At 36.5% G+C, this 6,368-nt stretch carries 7 protein-coding genes; all 7 read right to left on the bottom strand.

What is annotated here, in order from left to right:
* Positions 1-706: prepilin peptidase (locus HN459_05800; protein ID MBT3478961.1), on the bottom strand; the 706-nt coding region annotated here is incomplete at its 3' end.
* An 8-nt stretch (positions 707-714) separates the two neighbouring features.
* Positions 715-1,635: a hypothetical protein gene (locus HN459_05795; GenBank protein ID MBT3478960.1), complete on the bottom strand. Its 921-nt coding sequence runs from the start codon at positions 1,633-1,635 to the stop codon at positions 715-717.
* Between the two features lie 177 nt (positions 1,636-1,812).
* The gene (locus tag HN459_05790) at positions 1,813-2,304 is read right to left on the bottom strand and encodes a hypothetical protein (protein MBT3478959.1); all 492 of its coding nucleotides are present in this window, start codon (positions 2,302-2,304) and stop codon (positions 1,813-1,815) included.
* 35 nt (positions 2,305-2,339) lie between these two features.
* Complete coding sequence (locus HN459_05785) at positions 2,340-4,337, bottom strand: hypothetical protein (GenBank protein MBT3478958.1); 1,998 nt, start codon at positions 4,335-4,337, stop codon at positions 2,340-2,342.
* Complete coding sequence (locus HN459_05780) at positions 4,318-4,788, bottom strand: type II secretion system protein (protein ID MBT3478957.1); 471 nt, start codon at positions 4,786-4,788, stop codon at positions 4,318-4,320. The genes HN459_05785 and HN459_05780 overlap by 20 nt, the downstream gene beginning before the upstream one ends.
* Positions 4,789-4,934: 146 nt before the next feature.
* The gene (locus HN459_05775; GenBank protein MBT3478956.1) at positions 4,935-5,480 is read right to left on the bottom strand and encodes a type II secretion system protein; all 546 of its coding nucleotides are present in this window, start codon (positions 5,478-5,480) and stop codon (positions 4,935-4,937) included.
* 92 nt (positions 5,481-5,572) lie between these two features.
* Complete coding sequence (locus tag HN459_05770) at positions 5,573-6,349, bottom strand: type II secretion system F family protein (protein ID MBT3478955.1); 777 nt, start codon at positions 6,347-6,349, stop codon at positions 5,573-5,575.
* Positions 6,350-6,368: the final 19 nt, after the last annotated feature.

The raw sequence follows: 6,368 nt of genomic DNA, 5'->3' as shown, positions 1-6,368 counted from the left end.
CTGATAGAATTGAACCGAATGCAATAAATGGGGCAAATGGCAATATCTTGATTTGTTTTTTCTTGAACAATAGGAGGTATACGCCTACAATCGAAGCGCTAATAAAGCTTAGATAAAGCGCCACGACAGCTAGCTGCCAATCAAATAGTATTCCTAAAATAAATCCCAATTTGATATCACCTGCACCCATTGCTTCACGTTTATAGATAATACGACCAATAAATCGTAAACAGAGCAGGAAACCTCCAAACAGTCCAACACCCAGCAGCGTATCCATTATGCCCACATCTATAATTAAATATCGGTAAAAAATTGAAAACGCTAGCAGTGAATATAAATGAGACTCATAAATGAATTTTTCTTTTAAATCGGTCAGGGTAATGACTAGTAACATTGTACCCATACCCATTAATAAAATATATGATAAAAACGACGAATTATGCACATAGAATACTACAGCCAATATCCCCATCACTAATTCAACCACAGGGTATTGCATTGATATGGTTTCTTTACATTGTCTACACCGACCCTTTAGCAATAAAAATGAAATTAATGGTAAATTGTCATACCAATGAATTTGACTATCACATTTTGGGCATTTTGATCTACCAAAAATGTAATTTCTAGATTCAGTGGTACGAATAGCGAGTACATTCGCAAATGAACCGACACATGCCCCTAAAATAAATATTAAGATTTGCAATTGATTGCCTATCGCAGATTTTCTGAACGTTCAAACTCATTGAACTCTGATGAAATTATATACGTAAAACTGTCAGTGACTGTGGTCCAACATTGATCAGTATTGCGTCTGTTGATGATGCCACCATTATTCGAATATATTGAATAGTCCAATACGTACGAACCCGTTCCATCGTTCATTTTCCAAAATCCTAGCAATTGATCGCTGCTAGCGTAATTACTAAAATTGATCAGTGGATTAAAATTCAACCCCTGTTGATGCATATAGCCTACGCTCGCATTATTCATCGCAATATTCCATATTCCCACGTTTCGTATTTGACCAGAAAAGAACATACCCCCAAACGCAGGCGTATCCACATATTTACCGACAAAAAAACTACCATTGGCGATCGTTGACCAGTCCACATTGCCACTGGCATTTAAGTGCGCCATTACTAACTCATTTCGAAAGATCCTGAGCTGATTCCCATCATATACCACAGTGACAAATATCCACTCACTGTCAATAATATCGTCGAAAAAAAGTGAATATAAAGTACTCTGGTCTGCGATTTCGTCTTCCTCAATCAAAGTAACCAGGAAAACGAGTCGTGCAGCAGTATTATTCCTGATCCGATCAAAGCCGAATTGGAACCCAGCACCTGGATAGTCACCATCTCTTCTTTGACTAAAACCAAGAACTGGCTCACCGCTGAAAGGAAGCCGTATATCGGCGCCAACAATCACAGAATTTTGAGGCTTCATCCAGAATGATATGGTGAACTGATCTTGAATCTGCTTGAAATGATCATGATCTCCTAAGTTGGCGAACGTATACTCTCCATGGTATCTAGAAGCTTTTTGCTCTAGTCTTTTTAATTGGATAGTACCGGATTCAATCGTTTCAATCTCAAGGATTCCTTCATCGTTAAACGCTGGTAATGTCACGTTTTCAATGAGGGCATTTCCAGAGCGAATATTACTGATCAATTGCGTACGAACGTATTTATTGGCCGCCGTTCGTAGATTCGAGGTCGCAGTCGAGCTTAACAGTAAGAGGATGCCTAATGCGGTAAATGTGATCACTAACGAAAATAATAAAATGATGCCGCCACTTTTTTTCATCTAGTTCAGTCTCCGTACTTTGATATAATGATTCCTCACAATGTTTTCATCAAGGGTAAATTCATAATTGAGGCCAATTTTAGGCATGGTGTTCATCTCAGGAATAATGAATGAATCGGAATTTTCTGGTGATTTGACCGTATTGTCATAGTTGTAATACTTGAATTCAGTAAAGAGGGTATTCACATTTTTTACTAAAACTTTTTTATCTGAATCATCCACCCGATAGTATATGACATCATCCGCAATAAAATAGGCCACCTCCTGCTGGAACAATTGATCGCGCGTAGTATAGAACCCGATCGAATCAGCGGTCATGAATTTGAATTTGGTATGGGTCCTAAAATCTTCCTCTAGTCGATTTATTAGGCGCGACTCAACAATATTTTTCATCTGAATCGATTCCATTTTACGGAGCTCTTTAAAACTACTATTAATCACATTGAAAAGTAGCGGCATCACAATTCCTAAAACAGTTATCGTGATCAACATTTCGATCAACGTGAATCCTTTTTCTGATTTCTTCTTCAAAATGGGTACACTATTATTCCAGTACTTGTAAGAAGAAATTTTTTCCCTGTCTCGTCATTAAATAAAGGACGCAAATATCCAATATCTGCTTGTAGCGAGCCTACATCTTGCTGATCTAAATATTCACTATCATCATTTTTTTTATAATATTGTCTTATTTCTGTTTGACCCTCCTCTTCTAGTTGGACTAAAATAGATATATTTCGTCGTTCAACAGATCCTCCTGATGTTCTAATATCATACCAGCGCGTATTTGCCTGGCTTTTTACAATATACCCGTATTGTTTGGCGCCTTTAAATTTTTCTAAGTTCAGATCATCATTTAAATTGATGCTGATAGTGTGATCCTCGAGGTAAGCGGTTTCTAAAGCTTCATCTCGCGAAGTATTTTCCCCATTCATTTTTACCGTGATGTCGTCACCATTGCGTTGCACTTTCACTCGAACAAATTTTCCAAGCCAGTAGTTTTTTGAGCCTAAATATTTGATTTCAGGAGTAATTAAAAAATGCTTATTTATATCTATCGGGTCATTCCAGGGAAATAAGTTGATAATCTCTCCATAAAAAACACCAAAAGTTCCATGTTCGTTTTTTGGCTGGGGTCCGTTAAACGTCTTTCCCACTGCAATAGCATAATTCTTATTGTTTTCTCGTTTAAATGCAATGATCAAACCAATAAGGTCATTATCCTTCCAATTGCCGTTTACGTGATTTGAAAATAGCGTAGCTTCAAATATAAAATTTTCGACACTTTCATCGCTCACAAAACCAAGATTTTGTCCGACATTCACATTCATCTCAATATAGCTATCTTCACCATCATCAACAAGCGTCCATTGGTTGTAATTTCCTGAAAATGGTGATTCAGTTGCAATATCATTATCTTGAAATCGATCCCAGTCATCAAAAATATCCTGAACGCTTACAGTGGTTACTTGTTGATTTAAATTATTGTCAAAATCTTCCTGTTCCGCTGTGGTAAATATGGGAGTATTCCATTGCTGAAGTAAGGGTAAAATATTTGTTGTTGATGCAAATGAATTATCTGAATCGGGTTGAGGTAAATTATATATGGCCTCATCTCCATTTCCATTTATAATACTGCCATTTTCTTTGACTAGTTCTGATCGATAGGAAATATAATCATTCAAATGTGACCCCGCTAGATTCATATCTTCGGTTACATCTAAAGTAAATGTCAATTGACTGGTTTCATCTCCGCCTGTATAGTGTGCTTTAATTTCACCTGGATTTGTTTGACTATTGATATAACTCCCCTCTTCTCCAGATAAAACTCCGCTGACAATATCCAAATATAAACTAAAATCAAGATTATCATCTACCACATATACAATCTCGCTAAAATCCACAGTAAAGTTAATGACATCGCCTGCAGAGACCACATTTACTATTCCAGGTTCTCGGTCCACCATAATACGCGTTGGATATGCGCGAATAATTAACCAATCAGGATCAAAACTTCCGCCAATAATTGTAGAATACCGAATTGGGTTATCAAAAAGTGGATGATTCACATCCAGTTGCACACGTTTTAATAAAGTTGGAATATTCGATAAAGTGATATTCTTACTGTTTGGATCAAAATTAACATAATTAACATTAATAGATGTTTCCATACGTGGGAAGGCAGGATCAGTTGCTGTAATTTCATGAAAATCATCGATATCATCGAGTGTAGACCAATCATTAATATTTTCATTTTCAGTACCAAGGTCTACTGTAAGACCATTTTCCACAATAGAAGCAATATTTTCATCATATTTTCGTAAACTTACTTCATCAAAGATTTTATTTGCGAATGAATCAGCCAAAATTATTAGCTGATTTTCTCGTAGCCGTCTTTCTACCATACGTATAGAACCAAAAATCACCCCAAGAATGATCATGATGACCGTCATCCCATAGATTACATCCACATAAGAAAAAGCCTTCCGTTTAGTTTGTTTTTGCACTTTATCTTTGTATTGAGACATGGCCTGTTAATCCTGAGACAATTAGATCCATTCCATCGATCTCAATGGTAATATCATCTAAACTTTCCATCAAGCCCCATGGTTTGAAAAGGATCTGATTGGAATCACCAAACCGCAAAGTAGTCGTTATAGAAGAAATATCCACCACATTGACAAATGCATTATCATACCACAAAGGAATAGACCGGCCTGATTCTTCTACATTCGAGGCCATTACAGATAGGCTATACGTTCGTTCTTCAGGATCTGCCGTAAGTACCGCATATTTTTTTTCAGTAAGTGCGACCTCCTGGGCGTAAATAATATGTTGATTAAGCGACTCTGTCATCTTTTTATAATTCAATTTTTCTTGATCAGGTGAAAATGAAACGATAGCCATAGAGAACAGAATCCCGATAATGGCTGTTACCAGAACAATTTCAAATAAGGTATATGCTTTGAGACGATTCATATTGAAATTAAAAAGGCCGGTAAATAACCGGCCTTTTTAATTATGGAACAAATAGAACAGAATTTAACCATCTTCAGCAGTAGAATGTATATAAAGTAGGTTGCCACTATTCATAATGATGATACTAAGGCATTACTCCAGCAGCATTAGAATTCTCCATCAGTATTAGAAGCAGGGCAACCAGTTAATACATCTACAGTAAGAACTCCACCAATATTAGTGAATACATTGTCTGAACTACTCATATAAACAACGTATTTTGTTTGTGCTGCGTCAAGGTTCACCGGTTTATTTATAAGATTCACAACATATACAACCTGAATAGTTGGATCACTTGCTAATTTCCAGTTTGCGACTCTACCAATGTCAGCAACAGTAGATGTTGAAAAAGTCCAGTCTCCTCCAACAGAAGGATCGGTGAACTCGGTTTCCCAATCGTCACCATCTTGAAGACCGTTATCTGGGCTGGGATATAATGACGCTCCACTCAATGAAGACTCAATCTGAGATGATATGACACCCGTGTTGATGGTAGCTGCAAGAGCGCGAGCTGATGCAATGCGTGCGGTCCTGACTGATTTGTTAAATGCAGGGACTGCGATAGTTGCCAGAATCCCAATAATGGCAATTACAATAACCAATTCAATTAGGGTAAAGCCCTTTGATTTATTTTTTAACATATATTCCCTCATCTTGTTTTATTAATAAGCCTATTATACATCTTTATATTAATACAATATAATCTTTATTTTTTTACTCTAGTAGAAGATAAGAATAAATTTAACTACATTGAAATACTTTCGTACATTTTAAACATAGGAAGAAAAACACTCCCCACGAACAAGGCAATGAATATACCCATTACCACAGTAATGATAGGCTCGATCAAAGCGGATAGTCCATCCGTACTATTCGTTAATTCAATTTCATAATACTCGGAAGCAGATAAAAACATCTTATCCAGTGCGCCTACCTCTTCACCAACCCCAACCATACTGCATAGATAATCTGAAAAAACATTGGTCTCTTTAACACTGCTAGTAATGGGCTTACCCGACTCAATATCTTCGATAATTTTATCAATCGCATTTATATAAATTGTATTATCGGCAACATTTTTTACTACGCCCAAAGCATCTTTTAAGGGCACTCCGAAACTTAAAAGCGTACCTAATATCTTGGTAAATCTAAGATTAATCGCCGCTATGGTTATTTTTTTAAAAATTGGATTTTTTAAGGCAATTTTATCAAAGAATAATTTCCCACTTTCTGTTTTACCAATAAATTTTGCCAGCGTAAAAATGCCAATCAATGATATAAGGAAATAAATTCCTGAGGCATCAAGAAAATCTCCCAATGCAAGTAAATATCTTGTAAGCGCTGGAATTTCTGTACCAGAATTGGTGAGAATACCTGTGAAAGTCGGTATGACCTTTGTGATGACCACGTACATAGAAATAACCATAATTGACCCTACAATTTTTGGGTAACTAGTGGCTTTCTTGATATTATCCCTTATCTCAACATCCTTTTTCATGGATTTCTCGAGCTCTTCCAGCATCTTGTCTAAGATCCCCCCT

The organism is Candidatus Neomarinimicrobiota bacterium (assembly GCA_018647265.1).
Classification (GTDB): Bacteria; Fidelibacterota; Marinisomatia; order Marinisomatales; family TCS55; genus TCS55.
Note: the sequence above shows the minus strand (reverse complement) of the source record. Positions and strands in the feature narration are given on the sequence as shown.